General features: G+C 59.8%; 13 protein-coding genes. 7 read left to right on the forward strand and 6 right to left on the reverse strand.

The features are described 5' to 3' along the window. Positions 1 to 22: 22 nt before the first annotated feature. Together QEN43_RS20960 and QEN43_RS20965 are read right to left on the reverse strand one after the other, a co-directional pair. A complete protein-coding gene (locus QEN43_RS20960) occupies positions 23 to 391 on the reverse strand; it encodes a hypothetical protein (protein ID WP_026608782.1) in 369 nt (122 codons plus the stop codon). Positions 392 to 628: 237 nt separating this feature from the next. After that, entirely contained in the window at positions 629 to 4,342 is a 3,714-nt protein-coding gene (locus QEN43_RS20965; protein ID WP_051331365.1) for an FAD-dependent oxidoreductase, read from the reverse strand. A gap of 248 nt (positions 4,343 to 4,590) precedes the next feature. Between QEN43_RS20965 and QEN43_RS20970 the strand changes: the two genes are divergently transcribed. Next, entirely contained in the window at positions 4,591 to 6,189 is a 1,599-nt protein-coding gene (locus tag QEN43_RS20970) for a MutS-related protein (RefSeq protein WP_317963570.1), read from the forward strand. 9 nt (positions 6,190 to 6,198) lie between these two features. Beyond that, positions 6,199 to 6,963: a hydroxyacylglutathione hydrolase gene (gloB, locus tag QEN43_RS20975; RefSeq protein WP_026608785.1), complete on the forward strand. Its 765-nt coding sequence runs from the start codon at positions 6,199 to 6,201 to the stop codon at positions 6,961 to 6,963. Between the two features lie 164 nt (positions 6,964 to 7,127). On the opposite strand, the gene QEN43_RS20980 is transcribed toward gloB, so the two are convergent. Then, positions 7,128 to 7,562 (reverse strand): hypothetical protein, encoded by a 435-nt coding sequence (locus tag QEN43_RS20980; protein ID WP_317963571.1) that lies wholly within the window; start codon positions 7,560 to 7,562, stop codon positions 7,128 to 7,130. A 78-nt stretch (positions 7,563 to 7,640) separates the two neighbouring features. Further along, complete coding sequence (locus tag QEN43_RS20985; protein ID WP_026608786.1) at positions 7,641 to 8,099, reverse strand: DUF302 domain-containing protein; 459 nt, start codon at positions 8,097 to 8,099, stop codon at positions 7,641 to 7,643. A gap of 290 nt (positions 8,100 to 8,389) precedes the next feature. Here QEN43_RS20985 and mobA point away from each other — a divergent pair, with 290 nt between their 5' ends. Both mobA and QEN43_RS20995 read left to right on the forward strand, forming a co-directional pair. Continuing rightward, a complete protein-coding gene (gene mobA, locus QEN43_RS20990) occupies positions 8,390 to 9,043 on the forward strand; it encodes a molybdenum cofactor guanylyltransferase MobA (protein ID WP_084161539.1) in 654 nt (217 codons plus the stop codon). Between the two features lie 304 nt (positions 9,044 to 9,347). Next, positions 9,348 to 10,100 (forward strand): flagellar brake protein, encoded by a 753-nt coding sequence (locus QEN43_RS20995; RefSeq protein WP_026608787.1) that lies wholly within the window; start codon positions 9,348 to 9,350, stop codon positions 10,098 to 10,100. Between the two features lie 143 nt (positions 10,101 to 10,243). Here the strand turns inward: QEN43_RS20995 and QEN43_RS21000 are convergent, their stop codons facing one another. After that, a complete protein-coding gene (locus QEN43_RS21000) occupies positions 10,244 to 14,563 on the reverse strand; it encodes a DEAD/DEAH box helicase (RefSeq protein WP_317963572.1) in 4,320 nt (1,439 codons plus the stop codon). Positions 14,564 to 14,795: 232 nt separating this feature from the next. On the opposite strand from QEN43_RS21000, the gene QEN43_RS21005 reads away from it, so the two are divergent. Beyond that, positions 14,796 to 16,745, forward strand: a complete 1,950-nt coding sequence (locus QEN43_RS21005; protein ID WP_317963573.1) for a sensor histidine kinase — start codon at positions 14,796 to 14,798, stop codon at positions 16,743 to 16,745. Between the two features lie 848 nt (positions 16,746 to 17,593). Here the strand turns inward: QEN43_RS21005 and QEN43_RS21010 are convergent. Then, positions 17,594 to 18,613 (reverse strand): IS481 family transposase, encoded by a 1,020-nt coding sequence (locus QEN43_RS21010; protein ID WP_317963574.1) that lies wholly within the window; start codon positions 18,611 to 18,613, stop codon positions 17,594 to 17,596. 131 nt (positions 18,614 to 18,744) lie between these two features. Between QEN43_RS21010 and QEN43_RS21015 the strand changes: the two genes are divergently transcribed. Both QEN43_RS21015 and pbpC read left to right on the forward strand, forming a co-directional pair. Beyond that, positions 18,745 to 20,883 (forward strand): alpha-2-macroglobulin family protein, encoded by a 2,139-nt coding sequence (locus QEN43_RS21015; RefSeq protein ID WP_317963575.1) that lies wholly within the window; start codon positions 18,745 to 18,747, stop codon positions 20,881 to 20,883. Positions 20,884 to 20,930: 47 nt separating this feature from the next. Further along, on the forward strand, positions 20,931 to 23,255 hold the full coding sequence (gene pbpC, locus QEN43_RS21020; RefSeq protein ID WP_317963576.1) for a penicillin-binding protein 1C: 2,325 nt from the start codon (positions 20,931 to 20,933) through the stop codon (positions 23,253 to 23,255). Positions 23,256 to 23,258 lie beyond the last annotated feature (3 nt).

The raw sequence follows: 23,258 nt of genomic DNA on the forward strand, positions 1-23,258 counted from the left end.
TTCCTGCTTGCGAGCGTCGTAATTAGAGACCGGTGAAGACCTTTTCCATAGCGGCAGCGGCCTCGCCCAAGATCGGCGCGGCGTCCTGCGGACTGCCGTTTGAACAAATGTCCCTGGCTTCGTTCACCTTTTTCATGGCGTCCTGCATCGGTTTGCCGGCGGCGTCGCCAGTGATTTCCTTGTAGTATTGCTTGGTCTGCTTGATGGCGGACAGGCAGCCTTCCTTGTTGCCCTCGGCGGCGGCGGCTTGGGCTTCTTTGGTGGTCTGGATAGTCTTGCTAAAGAACTCCTTCACACCAGCGGCGGTTTCGGCGGCAATGGCGCTACCCGACGTAGCCAATACACCGGTCAACAACGAAGCGCCCAGGACAAAGGTTTTGCTGATTTTCATTCTCTTGCGTTCTCCTCTGGCCATTCCTCTGGAACAACCAATCAAATGTCACACTTGCTTATTGGGTGCTGACGCATACGCCGCCATGGCTACGCCGCGTTTTTCGGGTAACACCCGGTCGCGCGCTTCTACGATGGCGTCGCTCTAGGACGCGCTCGAGAGCCGTCCATGCAGTCAACGGGCGTCAATAGTAAAAGACTTTCCGGATATTGTCATGCTTTCGTCACGGCAAATTTTTCAGCTGGGTCGTCGCTCGCCGGTTTTGGCTAGCAGATAATCCAGCCACATCGCCGATAGCTTCTCCTGTACGGAGTTTTGACGCAGGCGTGCGTACAAATTGGGGAAATCCACCCGGTCGAGGTCCTGATCCTGGTTGTAGCAGGAGTACACGAAATACGGCTTGCCGCTGTCCGGTTCCACGTGCTTGCACAGGCATTGTGCACAAACGCCCTTCATCATGCATTGCATCGGCGAATTGATGGAGCCTATGGCGGAGTGATGAGGTTTCAGATACGGCTTGAGAACGCCGTAACGGGCCTCCTTGACCGCCGCCATCATCCGGTCGGACCCGATCACGATCATGTGATCGACGTCGTCCATGTGGATAGGCGTCGGACCCAGTTCGCCTTTGGCATAAGCCACCATCGCTTCGACGATATTGCCGACGAAGGTCTTGTCCTGAGGACGTAGCGGCGGAATGGGTTCTGCCCCCGGAAGATTGTCGACCGACCAGACCACCACGTCCGAAGCCGCCTCGATTTCTCGGACCTTGAACACGTCTTCGCGTTTTCGATAACCGGCGAAATAAATGACCTGGCTACCCGCGGCGCGCAGCGCTTTACCGATGGAGAACAGTACCGCATTGCCGAGTCCCCCGCCGGCGAGCAGCACCGTCTGCCCGGCGTGAAGCTCGGTGGGGGCGCCGGTGACACCCATCACCACGATGGGATCGCCCGGTTTCCACTGCGCGCAGAGCTTGGAGGACGACCCCATCTCCAATGCGATCAGAGAAATGAGTCCTTGTTCCTTGTCGACCCAGGCGCCGGTCAGAGCCAGTCCTTCTGCGGCCAACACGGTGTCGTCCAGCACGGGCGCGAACGTTTCGAAATTCTGAACGCGGTAGAACTGTCCGGGACAGAAGTGTTTCGCGGCCAGTGGAGCCCTGACGATGACTTCGACGATAGTCGGCGTGAGCCGATTGATTTCCACGATATGCGCCCGCAGCACGTCGTCCAGCTTGCGTTGGAATTCCTTAAGCTGGGCCTGGCGCTGAGGCTGTAGGGTGGGATCGAGTGCGGCAAGATCCTTTTGAAAGAGCTTGACAATGTAAGGATATCCGTTCTTGGCACTGGCCATGGCTTTGACGACGTTGCCGGCGTAAACCGGATGGTTGTCGCCGTAGAACGTGATGAATTTGCCGTGACGTCGGTACGAAGTGAACGGGGCTGGTTTGCCGATTTTCGGGATAGCGGTGTCATTGACCGGTTCGAGCTTCGGAATCTCGCTCAGCCAATTAGGTTCGTAGCGTTGGTAGAACTTCTGATCCATCTCAAACGTATCCGGATGTTCGGATTCGTAGATGGTGTTGGGCGAGGTGCCGGCGGCTATGAACAGACTGCGTAGCGGTACTTCGAGCGTGCCGACTTTCTGCCAGCGGCCATCCTGTTCCTCGAGTTTCTCGAAGCGCACCGCACGAAGATGCCCGTATTCGTCTTCCAGCGCCTCGAGCGGGTTCATGCCCTCGGCTAGCAGAATGCCTTCGTCCATGGCTTCTTTGATTTCCTCGTGATTCTGCCGGTACGCAGGGGAGTCCTTCATGCCCTTGCGATAGTACAGCGTGACGCCTCCCCAGGCGTTCAGCAAAGGCAGGAAATCGGGTTTTTCCCCGGCGGCTTGCGCGCGCTGTCGTTCTGCCTGGATGGCCTTGGCGTGCTCCAGGAACTCGTCGAGAATCGCCAATTCTTCCTCGTCGTAGCGGGAACGTACGGCGTCCTCGCCCCATTGGGCGCAGAGCTTCTCGTAGCGGTGCATGATCTTCTCGACCTGCACCGGGTAATAGGCCAGGAGCTCGGTGGCGGTGTCGATGGCGGTCAGTCCGCCGCCGATCACGCCGGCCGGAAGGCGCACTTGCAGATTGGCCAGCGACGATTCCTTGGCGGCGCCGGTCAATTGCAGCGCCATCAAGAAGTCCGACGCTTTGCGAATGCCCCGGATCAGGTTGTTCTTGATGTCGATGATGGTGGGTTTGCCAGCCCCGGCGGCGATGGCGATATGATCGAAGCCCAGGTCCCAAGCCTCATTGATCGTGAGTGTGCCGCCGAAGCGCACGCCGCCGTAGCAGCGGAAGCTGTGCCGCCGCAACAGGGTGAGATAAATGACTTTCAGGAAATTCTTGTCCCAGCGCACCGTGATGCCGTATTCGGCTACGCCGCCGAAACCCAGCATGATGCGTTTGTCCAGGTCTTCGTACAGCTCTCGGAAGTCTTGGATAGGACGGGGTGGATGGGTCTCGTCGCCGACGATGTCCTTGGGCAAGGGTTCGATCTTGAGGCCGTCGATGCCGACCACGCCGAAACCCTCGTTGATCAAATAATGCGCCAGCGTGTAACCGGCGGGTCCCATTCCGACCACCAGCACGTTCTTGCCGTTATACGGAAGCGGGTACGGCCGCTTGACATTGAGCGGGTTCCAGCGGGTCAAAACGCTGTAGATTTCGAAGCCCCAAGGCATGAACAGCACGTCGGTGAGAACATTAGTCTCGATCTGCGGGATATTGACCGGCTCGGTTTTCTGATAAATGCAGCCCTTCATGCAATCGTTGCAGATGCGATGGCCGGTGCCGGGGCAGAGCGGATTGTCAATAGTGATCAGCGCCAGCGCGCCGATGTTATCGCCTTGCCGCTTGAGGACATGCATCTCGGAAATCTTTTCTTCCAGCGGGCAGCCGGTGATGGTCACCCCAAGCGGGTTTGTTTTGTAAGTGCCGTCCTTTCTGTTCCGCATGCCCTTCGAGCACGAGTCAGTGTCCCGGTCGTGACAGTAGATGCAGTGGTCGACCTCGTACAGAACGCGCCGTCCGGGAAAACGCGGATCGGTGAGGCCGAACCCGTCGCGTCGCCGGTGGTGCTCCTCGGGCGCCGCCCATACGGTGTAACCTTCCGCCGGGCGCGTTTCGTGATGGACCAGATGATTGAAGTCGGTCTTGGCCGGGAATTTGAAGCTGACCCAGCCCTGGATCTGCGCTTTGAGTTCCGGGATTTTCTGGGCGGCATAAGTCCAGCGTTGGACGAGATCCAGCAGTCCCGTGACCAAACCTTCGTCGCTTTCGCCCAGCAGGTGCGCGAAGCGCGCTTCGGCATGGTGGTCGGCGGCAATGGCGCGGCGCAAGTCGGCGATTTCGGTGGTACCCGCCGCTCCGCCTTGATGCCAGCGGTACAGACGCGCACCCAAGGCAGCAACCGCTTTTTCACGGTCGACTTCGCTCAGCGCCGGTTCGGCGACCTTGAGCAAGGTCTCGAAATCCGCCCGGATGCCGGCGATGTCCCAGCTTTCTGGCGCTTGATTCTTGAACAGGCCCGCCACCTTGGCGACGATCTCATTACGGTATACGAAGATGTTGTCGAACTCGTCGCGGATCGTTCGTATTTGGGCGTCCCGTTCGGACGACACGCCGAAGAGCCGGGCTACGAACGTGCCGACATACGGCGCCATCTTGACCAGAATGTCGGAAATCTGCTCCGCCGGCATGCCTTCGCCTTGGCACGCGCGATAACGTTCGAATTCGGCGAATAGCGCGGGATCGTGATCTCGGACCGTTGCGTCGAAGACATCCGACAAGTCCTTGAGACGTTCCGGTTCGTACAAATCGGCATAGCTGAAGCCGGGTATCCCTAGGGTCAAAGTAGAGCTGGCGGTCGGGCGCGTATCGGAGCGAACGGAGTGATAGGTCATGAGTGTCGAAGTTGCGTAGGTTGAAGAGAATTTCTTTATGTCGGAGTTTCCGAATAACGAAGCGATTTTTTTCGAAAAATACTTCAAATTTTACGCCGAATCGACGATCGAGTCGACCGCGGGCACTGCCGGACGTGTTACGCGGTCTTTGTAGATGTGGGCGCCGCTTCCCGTTTCCTTCCCGGTTGAAGCGGACGCCGGTAAAGTGTAGGTTAGCGCCGAATTCATCATACCCAGGTCCTCGCTCCATGAATGCCCTATACAAGACACTTCTTCAATCCGATGCCAAGGAGCCGCCGGCCGTCCGTTTCGCCACCCCTGGCGCGACCGGCGAGGGCGTCATCGACGTTTCGACGTTTCAGGCTATCGAAGTCGATAGGCTGTTCGATGCCATCAACCATGCCGCTACGCTCACCGGTCAGGCGACTCTTTATCGCTCGCTGGTGCAGCCTTTGGCGTCGGCGAACCTCGTTCGGGCCAAGCAAGATGCGGTTCGCGAGATCGAATCCAATAAAGCGCTTCGAGAATCGCTGGAGACCCTGACCAAGCAGGCCAAGTCGCTGGAAGATGACTTTTACGGATTGTTGTTCGGCACGTTCTTGGGCCTTCTGAGCTCTCCTGCGCACAAGCTGGAGATCGAAGGCTACGGTTATGAGACCTATAAGAAAGGTACTCGGTTCATGCTCAATTTGGTGGACGCGGCCAACCGCGTGCCGAAGCCGAACAGCGAATATTTGCGCGCATTGATCGACGACTTGCGAAATTTCGCCAACTCGCGCGCCTATGCGCTGATGAAGGGGCCGGTATACCGAACCGAAAAAGACGTTCGACCTAAGGCGGAGAAGCCGTGGTATATGCCGGCGATCCGCTTTCGACCTTCGCTGTTCAAACCGGTCGGCTTGACCATCGCGGCTGTGCTCCTGCTTCTTGCCCTCCAGTTCGTGCCATTGCTGCTCGATATGGCGATGTCGATTGCGCCGGTATTCTGGTTGTTCCTGCTGCCCATCAGTTTCGTTTATATCCCCTTGGTCGGCGGATTCGACCGCGACGGCTGCATCTACCCGTTGCGCGACATCTTCAAGCGCTCCGAAGACGTGCAAAACACGTTGGACTCCTTGGGCAAGCTGGACGAGCTTCTGAGCTTCGTCCGCTTCAAGGAAGCTTTCGGCCATCCCGTTGTCCTGCCTAAGATCATCGAAGCCGAGCGCCATTCCATGACGTTCAAGAACGTGCGCAATCCGGTGCTCGGCAAGGATAATCCGGGCTATGTGCCCAACGATATCGGCCTCAAAAACACGCGGCTCACCTTCATTACGGGCCCGAACAGCGGCGGCAAGACGGCGTTCTGCAAGACCTTGGCGCAGAGCCAGTTGCTCGCGCAAATCGGCTGCTACGTGCCCGCTCAGGAAGCGGAATTGACCGTCGCGGACCGCATTTTTTACCAGGTCCCCGAAATCAGCCATCTCGCCGATGGAGAAGGGCGCTTCGGCACCGAACTCAAGCGCACCAAGAATATTTTTCTCGCGACCACATCGAAAAGTCTGGTGATCATGGACGAACTCTCGGAAGGCACGACCCACGAGGAAAAGATCGAGATTTCCATGAATATCCTGGACGGGTTCTATCAGAAAGGCGGCAACACGGTCTTGATCACCCACAACCACGAACTGGTCGACGCTTTTCAGAAAAAAGGCATCGGCCTCGCAAAGCAGGTCGAATTCAAGAACGAGCAGCCGACCTACCGAGTGGTGGAAGGCATTTCCAGAGTCAGTCATGCGGACCGGGTGGCTCGGAAAATCGGCTTTTCAAAAGAAGATATTGCCCGGTATTTGTCCGGTGGCAAATGAGAGAGCACCATGTTGGAAGTCCTCCAAATTCCCGCACTCAAAGACAATTACATTTATCTGATCCACGACGATCAATCCGGAGAGACGGCGGCGGTTGACCCGGCAGAAGCCGGTCCGGTTCTGCAGGCGCTGGCAGCCAACGGATGGGAGCTGACTTATGTCCTGAACACCCATCATCATGGCGATCACGTGGGCGGCAACCTGGAACTTAAGCGGCGGACGGGTTGCCGGATCGTAGGTTCGGAACGAGACCGCGAGCGCATTCCGGGTATCGACATCGCCGTGGGCGAGGCAGCAACGCTGAAACTTGGAAGCTTTGAGGGTCGTGTATTCGATGTTCCGGGCCATACACGGGCGCATATCGCCTTCTGGTTTGCCGCGGCCGATGCGTTGTTCTGCGGCGATACGCTGTTTGCCCTAGGGTGCGGCCGGCCCTTCGAGGGGACGCCGGAAGAGCTGTGGCAATCGCTCGAGAAACTGCGCGCCCTGCCTCCCGAGGCCAAGGTTTACTGCGCTCATGAATACACCGAGTCGAATGGCCGCTTTGCTTTGACGGTCGAGCCCGAAAATACGGCGTTGAAGGCAAGAATGGCCGAAGTTCTGGCGCTGCGCCAGCAAAATCGGCCGACGGTGCCTTCGATGCTTAAGGACGAATTGGCGACTAATCCGTTCCTGCGACCCGAAAGCGAGGAAATTCGGCGCAATCTGGGAATGACGAATGCCGATCCGGTAGATGTGTTTGCGGAGCTTCGGCGGCGGAAGAATGCGTTTTAGAAGCCCCTTGGACAAGCGGATTCCGTTTCAGGACCCGCCTGTCAAAAGATTGGGGCAGAGCTTCCTTGGTCTTGGTCGGCAAGGGATTGCCTCCTAGTGAGGACGGAGTTGCCCGTTAGGTCGGGAATCCGTTCCCGACATTTCGGGCCGTAACTGACCACGGATTATTGTCCGTTATTTGTTTCGTCCTTTTTGGCGGTAGTTTGCAGAAAGCACGATTCCTGAGCATTCTTCGTCACTTCCTTGTACTTTTCGCGCAATTTTTCGGATTGGGGCGGGTCGCGGAATTCCGCGCCGCGTTCGCCGACTACGTTGAAGCCAAGAGTGAAGGTCTGTGCCTGGACGAATTCGTCGTGGCTCATCCGGCTCGCGATCTTGTCGATGGCACAGGTGCAGTGATAGAGGTTGTTATAGTTTTGCCCCCCTTGCTCCTCCATGCACTGGAGGACGTATTCCACCCTGGCCAGGGTGGGAAAATCATTCGTTTCCTTTGCTTCCGCTTGAGGCTCGGGAGGTGTAGGTTGGCAGCCGGCCGCCAGAACCACAACAGCGATCGTTGCGGCCCAACGGGGTTTCAAAGAGAAATTGGATATTTTCATGCTGATTCGTTCTCGTAAACCTGTCGCAAAATTGCTAGATGATAGTGTAGCGAGAGCGGAAGGTCCATTTCATGACGTTCAGTCTTCGACCGCGAAGTCTACGATTTGTTTGAGTTTTTCGTTCATTTTCCGGGCAAACTCGTTCATTCTCGGATTGGGCGAACGGGTCGGCAGCAGATGCGTGGTCACGATGACTTTGCCGTTTTGAGAACGGACCGCCACATTGCAGGGCATGTGGATGACCGATTCCGGCGAAATTTCCAGCATCTCGCGCGCTAACGTCAGATTGCAGAACTGGATCGTGTCGTAATCGGGGAAGCTGATGTTCTCGCGGTCCCGGATCACGCTGCCGATCTTGTTATGGCCGGTGATGCGGAAATTCTGTTCGGTGATGGCGAGCTCCAGCTCTGCGAGAACGTCCTCGTATGGTTTAGTCGTCTCGGCTTGATAATAAAGTGACTCGGGTTCTTTCTGCGCAGCGCACCCCGATAGGATAAACAGAAGCACCGCGAAGATCGAACCTAAATATTGATGCATACGCTTATAAGCGACAAGGTGTCGAAACTCGATTTCCGCACGCTCCGGATAGGTCTTTTACCTTCGGGAAAATAGGTAGGGTGCGGCGCGACCTGGTAAGCGGCCAGGCCCAGCATCGGGCGCGCCGGAGTTGTAAGCCAAGCGGAACGCCATGGCGCGGCGTAGCCGACCGGCACGCGCGGGGAATGTTCGGTGCGGTCGGGATGGGTGGGAGCTTGCCGTATCAGTGGCTCGCACAGGCTGCTTTTCCGAGTTCGAGGTTTGATCGGAATTTTCTTTAGATTATCACTATGATTTTAGAGCGCGCAAAAATAACCGGCGTGCTCCTGGCCGGTGGTCGCGGACGACGGATGGGCGGCAACGACAAAGGGCTGATCCTTTTCAAAGGCAGACCGCTTTCGAGCTATGCCCTGGAGGCTCTGGACTCGGTCGCGGGGCATATTTTGATCAATGCCAACCGGAACCTGGAAGCGTATGCGCGTTTCGGCTATCCCGTCATATCCGATCGAACCGATAGCTTCGACGGACCTCTGGCTGGCCTGCTCAGCGCCATGCGTGCGGCGGAGACGCCTTATGTACTCACTGTACCCTGCGATTCGCCGTTGGTAACCGGGCAGCTTCTGGAGAGGCTGTGCCGCACGTTCCAGGAGACCGGAGCCGAGCTTTGCGCCGCCCACGACGGCGAGCGTTTGCACCCAGTTTTTCTCCTGGTCGAAAGGCGCTTGGCGGACAGCCTGGAGCGATACCTCGCCAGCGGCCAGCGGAAATGCGAACACTGGCTCGAGCAGCACAGACTGGCCTTGGCCGATTTCAGCGATCATCCAGAATTGTTCGCCAATATCAATACGCCGGAGGAGCTGGTGGCACTGGAGAGCGCAGTGTCGATGGGTGCGGCAGTTCCGATTCGGTACAGTTCGGCTGGGAAACCGAAGCCGTCGCCGTGACCCCCCGGCCGGCCGGGTATGCTTGCCTCAAAAGGCGCAGCTGCCGTACGGGTCACACCGGCTGCGGCAAGGCGCGGTTTCCGGCCGACTGGTGGACCCGCGGAGAACTGTGTACTCGAGGTGACGGTTCGCCGATCGGCGATCCACCGCGTTTTCGATACACTTCGTGAATGCAACGAGTCGGTGCAGGGCTGTGCGCTTTATCAGCAGGGCGGACTACGAAGTCGTCCCCAATCGGCCCCCAACCCTTCGACAGATGCTAAGCTCCGGTGTGAAAATGCGCTTATTTGACGATGAGTAACCCATGCCAGCCGAAATCAGTGAAATCCCGGATGTACATGTTTTGCGAAGCCGGGGCGAGATCATCGAAAAACTCAAGCTGATGCAGACCAAAAAGTGTCTGTTGAGCGCGCAGCCGGACGGAAGAAACCTGGGTTACATGACGACGGTCGTGCAGGTGATGCCGGAAAAGGGTTTGGTGGTCATGGATTTGAGCGAGAATCCAGGCATCAATCAGACCGTGCTGGCGGCGCAGAAGGTCGCATTCCGCGGCCAAGTCGACGGTATCCCGAGCCGGTTTGTCTTGACCGGGCTTGTCGAAGCGACTCTGAACGGACAGACCGTATTGGTAGCTGCTATTCCTGACTCTTTGTACTGGCGGCAACGTCGGAAGTTTTACCGTGTGGCGATTCCGATCGCCATTCCAGCCAAATGCGTGCTTAGTGTGGACGGCAAGCGCGAGGAATTCGCCGTTGCCGATATCAGCCTTTCGGGGCTGGCTCTAATCGACAAAGCGCATCGGCTCGGCGACCCTTTCGCCGCGGGACATCTTCTTGAGAATTGCAGACTGGTCCTGCCCCAACATGGCGAGCTGCCGCTCAGTCTCGAGATACGCAACAAGGCGCCACTGACCAGCGCCAATTCGCCGGCCGGCCAGCGGGTGGGGTGTGCTTTCCGCTGCACCGGCCGAAACTTCGAAGTCATTCTCCAGAAATTCATCTACGAGGTCGAACTGCATAAAAAGCGCCAAGACGACCTATCGCGTAGAGACCGCTAAGGATTTGACCGAATCTTACCGGATGCAAGTCGGGACCTTTTCCCGACTTTTATTGCGGCAATAATCCAGCAAGTGGATTTGTCGGCAAAGAATCGCCGACCTACCGCTCCCGAGATCGCAAGCTACATCTTTGCCATCGAATCCTAAGATGCCGAGCCGAGATAAGCCCGCAGTTGCGGCGGGATGGTTCGTTGTGTCAGCCGGTTCTTGAATTCCCACTCTCGGTGTTTCTCCACCGAAACCAGGAACTGCGTTTCCTTACCGATGTACAGGGCGGTCGGGATGCCGCCCCGGAATAGCACGCGGTTGCCGGGGAGGGCGGGGATTTTGGCGCCGGGTGTGACGATGCCGACGAGGTTTAGCGGGTCGACGGCGCTGAGCGTGACTAGGGTTTCCCTATCCTGCTCTTTGCGCACCGCGCGCAGGATCTCCACCGCTTCGGGCAAGGCGAACTGTTCGCCGAAATGTCCGGCCACGAAGCGTCCGCCGCGTATCTCGCCGCGGGCTTCTAGACGCCGATAGATACGAAGGAGGTCATGCCAGGCCGGCACAATGGTCTCGCGCGCCAACAACGCCCGAAACACAACGCCATAACGCTTGAGCAGAGTCCCGGCGACATGCTCGGCGGCTTCTTGATTGACCGCCTCGGACGGGCTTTCGTCAATCCGCGGCGGCGGCTGAACCAGTGTCCAGCGTCCGGCTTCCGCCATTCCGAAGGAAAGTCCCCGATAGCGTTGCTTTTTTTGCTCCGGCATCAGTAGAGCACGTAATCCCATGAAACTGTCCGAGGCGACTCGCCCGCGCGCCACCAGTTCCGCCAGCGCATTTTCCAGCTGAGTCGGCAGGAGTCCTGCCCACTGGGCCAGTTCTTCGAAGAACAATGCGCCGCGGGTGCTCAAGATATCGGCTACACGCTGTGCGGAGGGTGACAAGTCGGTCGAGTCGCACGCGGCTGCGAACTGTTGCCAGTAGGCGAGATGACGCCGACTGACGAGCGCCATGGGTGAGGATTTGACCGGTCCTTGCCCGCTTTTGCTGGCGGACAACCGGGTCCAGACGATCTTGCCCGAAAGGCATAAGGCGTCGAGCCAGGCCGGATCGTAGTCAGCGATTCGTGCCGGCAGCAGATCGCCTTCCCAGGCGACCGCGGCTGCCTCGAAGCCTTCCAGTTGGGCCACGATTGCCGCGAGCGCCTGTGCGCCCTGCATGCGATTTTCGGGATGCACGTGCTGCCAGCGGAACAGAAAACGCATGAAATCCGCACCGGAAACCGGTTCGATTTCCTGGCGCAAACGGTTGATGGTGTAGCGATGGATGCGCGCCAGCAAGCGTCTTTCGCACCATTCTTCGGTGTTGCTTCCGGGGGTGTACGATCCGCGCAGGACGAAGCCTTCGGTTTGCAGTGCCGAGAGAGCGGCCTCGATGCGCGTGACCGGAAGGCCCAAGGCTTCCGCCAGTTCCGCCGCCCTGACCGGCCCGGTACAATCGATGCGTGCGCGAACGATTTCTTTCAGCGCGTCTTCCGGTGTCCAGTTTTGTGCCCGGTACTCCGGCGGCAGTTGTGCGGCATAAACGATGCGAGCGGACGAAGAGCCGTCTGCTTGGGCATATACTGCGCGGAATTGCGGCAAGCGCTCGGCTGCGATCCAGAGCTGGTTGCCGGTCGGGCCGACTAATTCCGTTACTCGGCCTTGCAGTTTCAATTCGCGAAAGAATCCTTCCCAACCGATTTCTGCCTCGGATTGCCGAAGAAAGCCCAGCATCTGCAAGGCATCGTGCAATTCGTCGGCGTTGGCGGCTTCGGGCCAGGCTTCCTGCCGTACCCGGTCGATGGCTGCCTGATCGAGACGGCCGAGGTCTGAAGCTTCCGAAGGATCGAGCCAGCGGCGGCTCGCTACCGCGCGGGTCCGGCGCTCTTCCAGAGGCGCGTCGTCGAGGAAGCTGTAAATCTTGGAGTTGACGATTTCGGCGGCGAGCGGCGAAGGTTCGGTGAGATCACGACAGACCACGCGGATCGTGCCGTTTTCGATTCCGCCGATTACCTCAATCAGCCGGTCAATGTCCATCGCTTCGGTCAGGCAATCATGCACGGTCTGGTTGACCAGCGGGTGATCGGGCACCTCCCGATCTCCGACGATGTTCTCGAAGCATGCGAGCTGGTCGGGGAACACCGCGGTGACGAGGTCTTCCGCCTGCATGCGGAGGAGATAAGGGGGCGTCTTGCGGCCTCCCTGGAAGCGCTTGAGCGCCAGCGAACAGACCGCGTTCCAGCGCCAGCGCACGGTGAACATAGGGGCTGCGAGCAGCGCTTGCACCAGGGTGTCGCGCACGGTACGGGTATTCAAGAAACGAGTGACGTCTTCCAGCGCGAAGCTTTGCGAAGTGCCTAAGGAGAGAATGATGGCGTTCTCGGTGGCGGCGGCTTGAAGTTCGAAATTGAAGGTGCGGCAGAAGCGCTTGCGTAAAGCGAGGCCCCAGGCGCGATTGACCCGGCTGCCATAGGGCGCGTGAATGATGAACTGCATCCCGCCCGATTCGTCGAAGAAGCGCTCGAACACCAAGGTGTCCAGGGTTGGGAGCGTACCCAAGGCGAGTTTGGCCGCGGCGAGATAATTGACGGCCTGCGATGCGGCCAGCGGCGAAATGCTGACCTCGTTTTCGAGAAAGGCTCTGGCGGCGGAAAGGTTGAGGTTTCGATCACAAGCGTTGTCCTCTAAACGATCCTCGATTTCCCGCCGTAGCCGCGCCACCGCATAGGACAGCTCGTGCGTCCGCCCCGGGGCTTCGCCGAACCAGAACGGGATGCTGGGCGGCTGATTACGGGCGTCCTCGACGCGCAGGGTGCCGGCTTCTAAGCGCAAGACTCGCCAGCTCGCGTTGCCGAGTTGGAAAATGTCACCGGCCAGACTTTCGATAGCGAAATCTTCGTCGACGGTGCCTATGAATTCCCCCGAAGGTTCCAGGATCACGCGGTATTCGGAATTGTCCGGGATCGCCCCGCCGCAGGTCACGGCGGTGAGTCTCGCGCCGCGACGGGCGCGCAGGCGCTTGTGGATACCGTCCCGGTGCACGTAGGCACCGCGCGTGCCGCGCCGGCTGCTGAAGCCTTCCGCCAGCATCTTCACAACGTCGTCGAATTCCTTCCGGCTCAGATCCCGGTAGGGATATGCCCGGCAGACGGTGCGATAGAGCTCGTCCTCGGACCAATCCTCCGCGGCCACCATCGCCACGATCTGTTGGGCCAGGACGTCCATCGGTTTCTGTGGCATGACCAAACGGTCCAGTTCGCCCCGCCGCACCGCGTCTAGCAGGGCGATGCACTCGATGAGATCGTCCCGGCTGGCCGGGAACAGCCGGCCCTTGGGCAAACCGCCGGCGAAATGACCGGAACGGCCCACCCGCTGCAGAAAGGTGGAGATCGAGCCGGTGGTACCCAGTTGGCAAACCAGGTCCACGTCGCCCACGTCGATGCCGAGTTCCAAAGAGGCAGTGGCGACCAATGCTTTCAGCTTGCCGGTTTTCAAGCGGTGTTCGGCGGACAGGCGCTGTTCCCGCGACAGGCTGCCGTGGTGCGAGGTGACGTGCTCTTCGCCCAGCCGTTCGCTCAGGGCGCGGGCCACCCGTTCCGCCAGGCGGCGCGTGTTGACGAAGATCAGCGTGGTCTTGTGCGCCTCGATCAGCGCCGTCATGCGGTCGTAGATTTCCTTGGCCGCCTGCTGGGACAACACCGCTTCGAGCGGCGAATCGGGCAATTCGATGGCAAGGTCGAGCCGGCGCCGGTGTCCGGTGTCGATGATGCGGCAATCGGCCCCGCCGGTCAGAAAGCGGGCGACCGACTCGATAGGATTCTGGGTCGCGGAGAGGCCGATGCGGGTAAGGCGGTGCTCGACCAGGCGTTCTAGACGTTCGAGCGACAAGGCCAGGTGCGACCCGCGCTTGCTACCCACCACCGCGTGGATTTCGTCGACGATCACCGTGCGCACGGTTTTCAGCATGCGCCGGCCGCCCTCGCTGGTGAGCAGGATATAAACCGACTCGGGCGTGGTCACCAGGATATGGGGCGGATGCTTGCTCATGGCCGCCCGCGCCAGCGCCGGGGTGTCGCCGGTTCGGACCTGCGAGCGGATTGCCACGTCGGTCGAGCCGAGCTCGAACAGTTTTGCGTTGATGCCGTCCAGCGGCGCTTCGAGGTTCTTGTGGATGTCGTTGCTCAGCGCTTTGAGCGGCGAGATGTAGAGTACGCGGGTTTCTTCCGGCAAGCCGAAGACTTCGCCTTCCCGAACCAGGTCGTCAATGGCGGCCAAGAACGCCGCGAGGGTTTTGCCGGAGCCGGTGGGCGCGGCAATCAGCGTATGCCGGCCGGATTTGATGGCGTCCCAGGCTTCGGTCTGGCATTCGGTGGGCGCGGGAAAGGCGTCGCGGAACCAGGCCGAGACGGCGGGATGAAAGCGGTCGAGGATCATTGGACTACGTTACCCCAAAGCGAACGGCAATCTCAATCCGGCTAATCGTCGCGGAAGATTAGCTATCGCTCGGAGCCGAAATCCCTTTGAGTCGAGGTCCCGGCGGCAACGCCGTTCAGGCCGATGTATCAGTTTTGTCATGGCGATTTTGTTCGAGGTGTCGTATTTTCCGCAACAGATATTGGCGCTTCGGTATTATCCGGACAGATTCTGATCGATAAAGGCGGTTTCCTTGCACAGACTTCCCATCAAACGAGTTTTGACGAACGGTTATGTCGTAGCGGTAATCGCGACTGCAATCGTAGCGATTATCCAGTATCTTCTGCTGCCGCTTTTTACCGGATCGCCGCCTTTGCTTCTTTTCCTGCTCGGTGTGGCGCTCGCGGCCTGGCAGGGCGGCTTCGGCGCGGGGTTCCTCGCCACGGTTTTGAGTACCCTGTCAGCCATTTTCTATTTGATCGAACCTTACCAGTCCTGGCAGATCTTCGAAGAGAAGGAGTGGCTCAGAGCCATGCTGCTACTGATCGTGGGTGGCGTGCTGGGCCTCATGATTTCGCTTCTGCGCAGCGGAGAGCGAAAGGCGCTCCTCGAGGTGCTGCGGCAGAAGGAGCGGCTCGAGCGGGAAATCGTCGAGCGCCAAAAGGCCGAACAGGCGCTAAATGCGGCGCATGCCGAGGTTGTGAATGAGCGGAACCGGCTCGAAGCCATCATGGAAACCCTGCCCGTGGGCGTCGCCATCCTGGACGCCCAAGGCGGCATCATCGGCGCCAATCGGGCCGTCGATCAGGTCTGGGACGCACCTTGTCCGCCTGTGCGATCGGTAGACGACTATACCGTCTTTAAAGCGTGGTGGGCGGATACCGGCAAGCCGGTCCAGCCGGATGAATGGGCACCGGCCCAGGTGTTGAAAAAAGGAGAGCCGGTCGTCGGGCAGCTGGTGGAAATTCTGAGGTTCGACGGGGTTAGGGCAAGCATTCACAACAGCGCCGCACCTATCCGTGACGCGTCCGGTCGCATTGCGGGCGCCGCGGTGGTGGTCATGGACATCAGCGAAAGCGTCAAGCGGGAGCAGGCATTGAGAGAAAGCGAAGAGCGGTACCGATTGGCGATCGATGCCGCCCAGATGGGGACCTGGGATTGGGACCTCGAGAGCCACAAAGTCGTGGGGAATGCTCGTCACGCCGCGCTTTTTGGCTATCCACCCAAGGAAACCGTGATGGACGAACACATGATTTCCGATCGAATACATCCGGAGGATTTGCCGCTTGTCTCGGCCGCCGTAGACGAAGCGAGGGACCATCAATTCCGCTACGACTGCGATTTCCGCATCGTCTGGCCGGACGGTTCGGTTCGCTGGGTTTCGTCGATCGGAGAGTTCCACTATAACGCGCAGGGTACGCCCGTGCGCATGATCGGGGTGTTACGGGACATCACCGACCGCAAGCGGGCCGAGGAAGCGCTACGCGAGGCCGATCGGCAAAAGAACGAATTCATTGCCATGCTCGGTCACGAGCTCCGAAATCCGCTGGCGCCTATCCGAAATGCGGTTCAGGTCATGCGCAAGCTGGATACCCACGATCCCAAGCTGCAATGGGCGCGCGATGTCGTGGACCGGCAGCTCGATCACCTGGTGCGATTGGTCAACGATCTATTGGATGTCTCGCGTATCGTACAGGGCAAGCTCACGCTTCAAACGACCCTGGTCGATCTCGCAAAGGTCGTCACGCAAGCTGTTGAAACCAGCCAGCCGCTGATCGATTCGAGACACCACACGCTGTCGGTCACGATGCCGGAAGAGCCGATTTATCTCGAAGGAGACGAAGTGCGCTTGGTTCAGGTCATCTCGAATCTCCTCGACAACGCCGCCAAATACACGATGGAAGGCGGCCACATCTGGCTTACCGCAGTCGCCGAAAACGGGAAAGCGATCATTTCCATTCGCGATACCGGGGAAGGTATCTCGAGCGCTTTGATGCCTCATTTATTTGATGCATTCACCCAAGCCACTCGTACGCTGGATCGCAGACAAGGCGGCCTCGGACTAGGTTTGATGATCGTTCAGAAGATCGTTGAGATGCATGGCGGTCAGGTCGAAGTCAAGAGTGAAGGACTTGGCAAAGGCAGCGAATTCGTGATTCGATTGCCGCTCTGTGAGCAGGTGTGTGTGGTTCCTAAGGCCTAGGGCGGCGACAACCAAGGACAGCGCTCTCGAGTGGGCTCTTTCCCATGCCAACCTTTCCGTTTGGCCTGAGCCACCGATTTCCTTCGTCATGTCGTGAATAACCAACGATTTTGGGCGTTGGGCCCGGTGTCGACGTAAAGTTACTTGGGGATTCTAAAAAGGAAAAAAACTTATGGGCCGAGCGCTGCGCCTTTGGTGGTCCATCTTTCGTTTTTTCATTTTGACTGGGTTAATTTCATCGATTCTTTCCGGGTGCGACCAGGGGCGGGAATCCGTGAGCCCGACGGTCTACCTTCTCAATCATCGGCACTGGACTTCGATGCTGGTGCTCAACTTCCCCCACGAAGTCGCGCCCTTGGATGCGGTGGGCCAAACACCTGATCCTTCGCCCCAGCTGGAACCGCACTTGGATGGCGTCTGGCGATGGGAGGATCCGTCCCGCCTGGTTTTCCTGCCAGCCAATAGGACCTTCGAGCCCGATACCTCGCTGACGATCACGCTGCAGGGCGTGAGCCTGCGGCAAGGCTATCGTCTCGACACGCTCCGCTTGACCTACCGTACGCCCCCGCTGAAGGCGACGCTCGAGACCTGCGTCTGGAACGACATTCGCGAAGCTCCCTTTAGGCGGGAGTTAGTGGCGTTACTGCATTTCAACTACCCGGTAGACAACCCCGTGTTCGTCGCGACCCTGGGCGAAAACCATCCGGTGCCTTTGAAATCTGGGCATGGTGCTCGGATCGTGGTCCGTTCCGATGCCTTGGTGCGGCCGGCGCAAGACGGCAAGCTCCGGTTTGAACTCAAACCCGGCGTCGTCCGTTTGCGCGATCGGGACGGCGCCGGCGCCTCGGCTAACATGGAGAAAGGCGTTGAGTGCGAGCTTCCGGTGCTGCGCGCGGACTGGGATAAGTGTCAAGTCCCGCAAGATCGTAAACCTTCTTTCGAAAAAGATGAGGATGGGACAGTTGCCAGTTTTTGAGAGCCTGGATCGGGGTGAGATGGCCTAAGGCCTTTTGGGGAATGTGATGATTGTACAGCTCGACATAGCGGTGCAGGGTGGTGTCCAGATCGGCGGTTGAATCGAAGTGATGGGTTTGCAACACCTCCTCGATGCGGCCATTGAAGCGTTCCACCAGGCCATTCGTTTGGGGCCGTCCCGGCGGAATCAGGCGATGTTCGATGCCTTGTTCAGTACAGAGGCGGTCAAACTCATGCGTCCCCGAGGGCTGCCGAGTTCGGGTCAGGAAACGGTCGGTAAACTCCGAGCCGTTGTCGGTCAGGCATTTCTGGATGCGGAAAGGCGCGGCCTGAATCACCGCTTTGAGGAAGTCCTTTGCGCTTAAGGCGGAGCGGTTGGGCTTGAGGGCGACATAGACCCAGCGGGTGGCGCGGTCGATGGCGACGAACAGGTATCGGCGGGGTTCGCCGTCGATGGCGGGCAAGTACTTAACATCCAGGTGAAGGAAGCCGGGCTCATAGGCCTTGAAGGGTTTGACCTTCGCCTTCTCTGTAGGCGGAAGCAGGGTCTTGAGGGACGCCACCCCGTGGCGGCGCAGGCAGCGGTCTAGCCCGGAACGGGACACGGCGGGATTGAGAAATTCCCGGGTCACGGCCAGGAGATCATCCAAGGGGAGGAGCAGAGCTTGGCGGAGGTAGACCACGATGGCTTCCTGGGCGGGCGTGAGCGTGGTTCTGAGGGTGTGGGGCCGGTGTGAGGCATCTTCGACCGAGGAGCGGTGTTTCCACTTGCGGACGGTCGTTCGGCTAATGCCATGCTTTTGGGCCAAGGCGCGCTCGCTCAACGTGGACGCTTGAATGGCCTGCCGAACGGCCGGGGTGGTACGGGCGTTCTTATGAAGACGAATCTGCATGGAGAGAAACCTCACTTGGACGAACCGAATATCTCCTGGAGAAGGCTCCGGGCTTCGAACAGAGCATAACTCCTTCTCGGTAAATAATCACACGAGACGCGACACAGGTCAGAACCCACCAGATCCTGGACATGATTCTGCCGGACTATGCCTTAGTGCAGAAGATTTCCGCACCCGGGGGCGACGGCGATGCGGAAACCTTCGGCAAGTACAAGAATCCCTTCGCCCGCAAGCGCAAGCCGCCGCTGGCGGTCTGGTCGGGCATCATCGATGCCGCGCCGGGAGAGCATGTCTGGTCGGTGCCGGTTCCCGAGTATTTCAACGGCAGTGTTCGGGTGCTGGCCGTCGCGGTGAACGCCGGCAAGATCGGAGCGTCTGCCGTACGCACCGTCGCCCACAACCCATACGTGATCCAGCCTCAGCAGCCTTACGTGGTAGCGCCCGGCGATGAATTCGACTTGGGCGTGCTGGTGGCCGACACCACGGGCAAGCCGGGAGACAAGTCTCTGGAAGTGTCTGTCAGCGCCGGCGACGCCCTGGAGCTGCTGTCGCCCAACCCGCAGACCTTAAAACTGTCGCCCGGGCGGGACGGCACCGTGCGCTTCCGCGCCAAAGCCAAGGAAAAGCTGGGACCGATCGAAGTCCGCTATCGCGTCGCGGGCGGCGGTGAGGAGGCCGGCTACAGCGAGGAGATGAGCATCAGACCCTCGCAACCCCTGCTCACCACCCTGCAAATGGGCGTGCTGCGCATGGACGAGCAAAAGGCCGGCAAAACCCGTTCGCTGGATCTGACACGCGAGCTTTACGATGCGGAGCGCCACGCCGAACTGGCAGTCTCGGTCACGCCAGGCGCCTATCTGCGCGGCATCGTCGAATTTTTGAAACATTACCCGTACGGCTGCACTGAGCAAGTGGTCAGTCAGGCCTTTCCTGCCGTCGTGCTGGGCGCTAATCCGGAGCTGGGTCTGTCGCCCGACGATCCGGAAAGACTGCTGGAGCGCAGCTTGCGTATCCTGCAAACTCGGCAGAAATACGACGGCAGTTTCGGCTTTTGGTCGGCTGCCGATGGCGGTGACCCGTTCTACTCCTTGTACGCTGCCCATCTGATGCTGGAAGCGCGGGATCGGGGTTACGAGGTCGCGGACTCGATGTTCGAGCGGGCGATGTCCTTTGCCGATCAATACGCCCAGACACCGCGTTACCGCCCGGAGGAGCACGAGGCGCAGAGCTACGCTCTGTATCTGCTGGCGCGCTCCGGACGGAACGTGGCCGAGCGCCTGCGTTCCTTCGATGCCGATATGCAGAGGCAGTGGGAGCAGGGCGGGGAACCCGTCAACCGGGTTCGGTTCTTCCTCGGCGCCGCCTACAAGCTGCATCATCTGGACTCCGAGGCCGACCGCTATTTCGGCGAGGTACGGCGAGCCTGGAAAAAGACCGGGTCGCTGCCCTGGGGAATCCAGAAGGATCCGGACGCGCTCAGCCTTTATCTTTATCTGGTCAACAAGCACGCGCCGGAGTCGCTCGACTCGCAAGACCCGCAGTTCGGGCGCTATCTGGTGGATCTCTCCCAGGATCTGGTCAAGCAGCGTGTCAGTTCGTTCCGAGGCTCATGGGCGCTGTTGGGCCTCGGCAGTCTTTGGTCCCGTTTTGCTCAGGCCGATGGCAAGGCGTTGCAGGTGTCGGCAGGACGACCGCCGGCTCCGCTGGCCCTGCAAGGCAGCACCGTCAAGCGTGCCGTACTGGAACCCACCACCCGCCCCCTCGAAATCAAAGGCGACGCGAGCTGGAACCTCTACTATCAGCTCACTGAACGGGGCTACGACAAAACCCCGCCGGCGAAGCCTATCTCTCAAGGCGTCACCATTAACCGCCAGTTGCTCGACGCCAAGGGCGAAAAGATCCGGGAACTCAGCTTGCAGGACAAGCTCCACATTCGTCTTGCACTACATCCGGACCGGCCTATGAAGAATCTGGCGGTGGTCATGCTGATTCCGGGGGGCTTCGAAATTGACCTCAGCGAGGACGGTTTGGCTTCGCGCAAATCCCTGCCGATCGAAAAAAAGCCGCTGTGGGAACCCGATTATATCGACGTGCAGGAAGACCGGGTGGTGTTTTTCGGCGCCCTGGATGGCGGCGAGAAATACTTCGAGTTTCGCCTGAAACCCCTCAACATCGGCACCTACGCCGTGCCGCCGGTGTTCGCCGAGGGGATGTACGACACCGAGATTCAGTACCGGGGACTGGCGGGCACGATAAGGGTCACGGAATGAGCGTGCGCGGAAAGGGCGAATGACGCGGGTGGGCCGATTCATCCGCGATGGCCGTGCCGAAGGCGTTCTTCATTGGGTTCTGCCGCCGTAAAGTCCTGGAGGGCTTCATCCTCTCGGTCGTGGTCTCGGGTGTTTCCGTTTGGGTGGTCCTGGGCTTGGTCCCGCCGCCCTTGCTGGTTAACCAGGCCGACAGTTCGTACGCCGTTACCGACCGGGAAGGTCGGTTACTGCGGTTGAGCCTGAGTTCGGACGAGAAATATCGTTTATGGACGCCCTTGGCGGAACTGCCCGAGGCGCTCCGGCAGGCCACGCTGCAATACGAGGACCGCTGGTTTTTTTTCCACCCTGGCGTCAACCCAGTTGCCCTGGCTCGCGCGACCTGGCACAGCTTCATCGTCCGCGACCGCTGGCTGGGGGCTTCGACCCTAAGCATGCAACTCGCTCGCCAACGCTGGCGGCTGAAGACCAACACCCTGGAAGGAAAGCTCCGGCAGATCGCCTACGCGCTCTGGCTGGAACGGCATTTTTCCAAGGCGGTGCTGCTCGAGGCATACCTGAATCTGGCGCCATACGGCGCCAATATCGAGGGTGCGGGCGCCGCGGCCTGGGTTTATTTCCGCAAACCTGCAAGCCGGCTGAGTGAGGACGAGGCGCGGGCTTTGGCGCTGATTCCCCAGAACCCCGCGCAGCGGGCGCCCCTGGGCAAGAGAGGCCGATCGGCGCTGGAGCAGGCCTGGCGGACAGTCTACGGCGACGACCCTGGTTTCGGGCGGCTATGGTTTCGGCGGCGGGAGGACCTGCCTCTGCGTGCGCCGCATTTCTCCGAACGCCTGCACGAGCTGTTCGGTAACGGCACGTTTCATTCCACGCTAGATTCCAAGGTTCAAGGGCTGGCGGAAGAGTTGTTGACCAGCTTCATCCGCCAGCATCGCGCGCAGGGTATCGTTAACGCCAGCGCCATGGTGGTTCACGCCCCTACCATGGAGGTGTTGGCTTATGTCGGGTCGGCCGATTATCTCGACCGCCGTATCCAGGGCTTTGTCAACGGCTTGAAAGCCCGCCGTTCGCCCGGATCCACACTCAAGCCTTTCATTTATGCCTTGGGCTTGGACCAGGGGCTGATCACGCCGGACACGCTGCTCAAGGACACGCCGCTACGGGTAGGGGAATACCAGCCGGAAAACTTCGAGCGGGATTTTTACGGCCCCTTGTCCGCCACCGAGGCTTTGGTGCGCAGCCGTAACGTTCCGGCTGTTGCCTTGCTCGAGCGCTTGAGCAAGCCGACCTTGTTTCAGTTCCTGCGACAGGCCGGATTGCGTTTTTCCAGGGAGGAAGCGTACTACGGGCTGGCACTGGCCATGGGCGGAGCGGAGTTGTCCATGGAAGACTTGTTGAGACTGTACGCCTTGCTCGCCAACGGAGGCGAGTGGCGGGAATTGCGCTGGTTGAGCGGCGGGCGGCCCGGGAACCCCGTTCCTGCGACACGCCGTTTGCTCTCTCCGGAAGCCGCCTTTCTCGTGCGGCAAATGCTCGAGGCTAATCCGCGCCCGCAACGAAGTTTCGGCGCTCGGGCCTATTCCAGCGCCCTTCCGGTCGCCTGGAAGACCGGCACCTCCTCCGGTTTCAGGGATGCTTGGGCGGTGGGCTTGGCGGGCGATCTGCTGGCCGGAGTGTGGCTGGGCAATTTCGACGGTACGCCTAATCGTTGGTTGGTGGGCCGCGAGCTGGCCGGTCCGCTCCTCTTCGCCATACTCGAGGCCGTTGCTCTGGAACGTCCGGAGGCGGGCACCCGACCCGTTCCGCCTCCTGGGCTCAAGAGCGTCGAGATTTGCCCGGTCTCCGGCGCCCTACGCTCGCCCTGGTGTCCGCATGGGAAAAAGGGATGGATCATTCGCGGCGTTTCGCCTATTCGCCAATGCACGGTTCACCGGCTGATTTATGTGGATCCCGCCAGCGGTCTGCGCCTGTGCCGGGGCGACGAAGCCCGCGGCCGGCCGCAGGTGGCGGAATTTTGGGATAGCGATGAACTGGATTTGTTCCGCCTCGCGGGCGTGCGCCGCGACGTTCCGCCACCTTTCGAAAAACCCTGCGAGGATCTCGCCGGCGGCGATGCCGGGTCAGGGGCGCCCCGCATCCTCTCGCCTCAGCCGGACGCGAATTACCCGATCCGCGCTGGCGAGGCGAACCCCATCGAGTTCTCGGCGGTCGCCTCAGGCGGCCGGCACCGTCTGTTCTGGTTCGTGGACGATGCCTATGTGGGGGAGGGAGCCACCATCAGCTGGTCCGGAAAGCCGGGTCGGCACACCGTCCGTGTCGTGGACGATCAGGGGCTTTCGGCCACGACCACTCTGATCGGGACGCCATCGGAATGATGC

The sequence above is a fragment of the Methylocaldum szegediense genome (genome assembly GCF_949769195.1).
GTDB classification, from domain to species: domain Bacteria; phylum Pseudomonadota; class Gammaproteobacteria; order Methylococcales; family Methylococcaceae; genus Methylocaldum; species Methylocaldum szegediense.